The sequence below is a fragment of the Sandaracinobacter neustonicus genome, assembly GCF_006385875.1.
GTDB lineage: Bacteria > Pseudomonadota > Alphaproteobacteria > Sphingomonadales > Sphingomonadaceae > Sandaracinobacteroides > Sandaracinobacteroides neustonicus.
The window spans coordinates 1-2,773 of the sequence record NZ_VFSU01000003.1 but is presented as its reverse complement, the minus strand read 5'-3'; the positions used below and the strand labels follow the sequence as shown (position 1 = coordinate 2,773).

At 62.2% G+C, this 2,773-nt stretch carries 2 protein-coding genes; both read right to left on the bottom strand.

The genetic code is table 11. From position 1 onward, the window contains the following. On the bottom strand, positions 1 to 884 hold an 884-nt coding region (locus tag FJQ54_RS00345), incomplete at its 3' end, for an alpha-amylase family glycosyl hydrolase (RefSeq protein ID WP_268920551.1). After that, on the bottom strand, positions 881 to 2,698 hold the full coding sequence (locus FJQ54_RS00340) for an alpha-amylase family glycosyl hydrolase (RefSeq protein ID WP_140926234.1): 1,818 nt from the start codon (positions 2,696 to 2,698) through the stop codon (positions 881 to 883). The genes FJQ54_RS00340 and FJQ54_RS00345, both read right to left, overlap by 4 nt. Positions 2,699 to 2,773 lie beyond the last annotated feature (75 nt).

Here is a 2,773-nt window from a genome sequence, read left to right as displayed (position 1 = left end):
GCATAGAGAAAGGCGAAGCTGTAGGCTGAGTTCAGATGGCTGTTCCCGGCTGTGAAGACGCGCATTTCCGGGATGGGATCGTCGCCACCCACCTCAGCAACGCTGAAGGTTGCGCCATAACTGTCCAGCAACACCCGTAAACGCGCCAGGAAACCGGGAATGTCCGGGTGGGACTGGTTGTAACGCCTGAGTTGATAGTCGAACGGCCGCGTGCGCGGCCCCGGCGGCGCAGGCGGATTATCCCTGAGCAGCGGATCGTGCATGGCGAAGTTGATGGCATCCACGCGAAAGCCGTCCACGCCGCGATCCAGCCAGAATTGCGCGGTGGCCAGCAGGGCGTCCTGCACCTGCGGGTTGTGCAGGTTGAGCTGTGGCTGCTCGCGCAGGAAATTGTGCATATAATATTGGCGGCGGCGCGCATCCCATGTCCAGGCAGGGCCACCAAACACGGACTGCCAGTTGTTGGGCGGGCTGCCGTCCGGCTTGGGGTCAACCCACACATACCAGTCCGCATGCGTCCCATGTCGCCCTTCCCGGCTTGATTGGAACCATGCATGGCGATCAGAGCTGTGTGCATAAACCTGATCGATGATCACCTTCAGCCCAAGCGCATGGGCCCGCGCAACCAGCGCATCGAAATCCGCCAGAGTTCCGAATGTTGGGTCGACATCGCAATAGTCCTCGATGTCGTATCCGAAATCCCTCATTGGGGATCTAAAGAAGGGCGACAACCAGATCGCATCCACGCCAAGGCTGGCGACATATTCCAGCCGGCGCGTGATCCCGGGCAGGTCTCCGATACCGTCTCCGTTCGAATCCTGAAAACTGCGCGGATATATCTGGTAGATTACCGCGCCCTTCCACCAGGGCATTTCGTTGCTCATTGCACAGCCACCGCGCCGGCGCATACCAACGTTCCGAACGGCTCGATCTCCACCGGCAGCGTTCCAGGTGCGGACGGCTGGGCGCAATTTCCCCACAGCGACTTTGTCACCTCGATGCGCGGGTCGATCATCACATTGGCCTTCAGCGGCTTTGACGAGGTGTTGAAGGCAATGATGGTGTCGATAAACGGCCCCCGGTTCCCTTCCGGCAATCGGCGCGCCACTGCGAACAGGCCCGGCTCCTCATCTGCGTTCAGCACCCGTTGCACGCCACCCCGAAGCGAAGGTTCGATCGCGCGCAGCTTCGCCAGCGCCGCGATATGGCGATAGAGCGGATGCGCGGTGTCGAAATTGGCGCTTGCCGTCGTCGCAGCGGTCCCCAACAGCCGATTGTCGTTATAGACCGCGACCTGGCTGGGAAACAGCGGTTCGCGCGCGTCCTGATCATGGCCATCACCCACGAACCCCTGCTCGTCACCGGAATAGATGGTGGGAACGCCACGCAACAACAGCAACATGGAATGGGCCAGTTTCACCCGTGCCAGCTGTTCGGCGTCGCTGGCGTCCGGGTTGGCCTTGCGCACGAAAGTTGAAAAGCGGCCGATGTCGTGATTGCCAAGGAAGGTCGGCAATTGCAGCGGCACGCCCTCCCCGCCTGCATAAAGCGGGTCCATATAGAACAGCCGGGTCAGCCCGGAGGGCGGCGCGCCTTCGGCCACCACCTTTTGCACGGCGGATTGAAAGGCGAAATCCAGCAGCGCGGGGAAGCGATCCACATGGGTGAAGCGCGCAAGGCTGCCCGCATCCGGGTCCAGCACCTCGCCGAAGATGTGGAAATTCGGGATGCCGTTCGCCTTCGCCCGCGCCAGCATGGCAGGCACGAAGGCCTGCCAGAATTCCGGGTTCACATGGCGGGCGGTGTCGATGCGGAAGCCGTCCACGCCGAAACGGTCGATCCAGCCGCCATAGATGTCGATCATGCCCTGCACCACGCGCGGGTGCGCCGTCATCACATCGTCCAGCCCCACGAAATCGCCCAGGATGGAACTTTCGCCCTTGAATATGCTGTCGCCCCGGTTGTTGTAATAGATCGGGTCGTTCAGCCAGTCCGGCTTCTTCACCCGCTCCTCACCCTTGGGCACATAAGGGGTATAGGCCCAGCGCGGATCGCTCAGCCGGGCGTAATTCTCTGCCGTCTGATGCTCGGCGGCGTCGCCCAAAAAGCGGTCGTTGATCGGCTCGCCGCGCGGCCCGCCCCGGCGGGTGAAAGGATAGTCCGCCCGGCTGCGATAGGCGCAGGCGGTGTCCGGGCATTCGCGATAGCGGATCACGTCGGCCGTGTGATTGGTGATGATATCCAGATACACCTTCATCCCGCGCGCATGGGCCGCGGCGATGAAGGCCTTCAGATCGGCCTCCGTGCCGAAATGCGGATCGACGGTGGTGAAATCGGTGATCCAATATCCGTGATAGCCCGCCGATTCCTCGCCCTTCGGCCCCTGCACGGGCTTGTTGCGATAAATCGGCCCCAGCCAGATCGCCGTCGCCCCCATCCCCTGAATATAATCCAGCCGATTGGTCAGCCCCTTCAGGTCGCCGCCAAGAAAAAAGCCCTTGGCCGTCGGATCGAAGCCATGATCCAGCCGCCCACCCTTCAGGCCGCCGAGATCATTCGCGGGATCGCCATTCTCGAACCTGTCGGGCAGCAGGAAGTAGATCAGCTCGTCGCTGGCCGGGCGGTCCCGATAGTCCTGCGCTGTCGCAGGCGCGGAAAGCCCGGCCATCAGCATGGTCGCGGCGAGCAACCCCTTCATCGCAACGTCTCCCTCGAACCCGGCTCAGAACCGGTAGTTCACCCCGAACAGGAAGCGCCGACCATAGCTTTCATG

What these genes read in the sequence shown, in the direction of transcription:
- FJQ54_RS00340 (WP_140926234.1), bottom strand. Translation starts at nt 2,698, where the DNA reads ATGAAGGGGTTGCTCGCCGCGACCATGCTGATGGCCGGGCTTTCCGCG.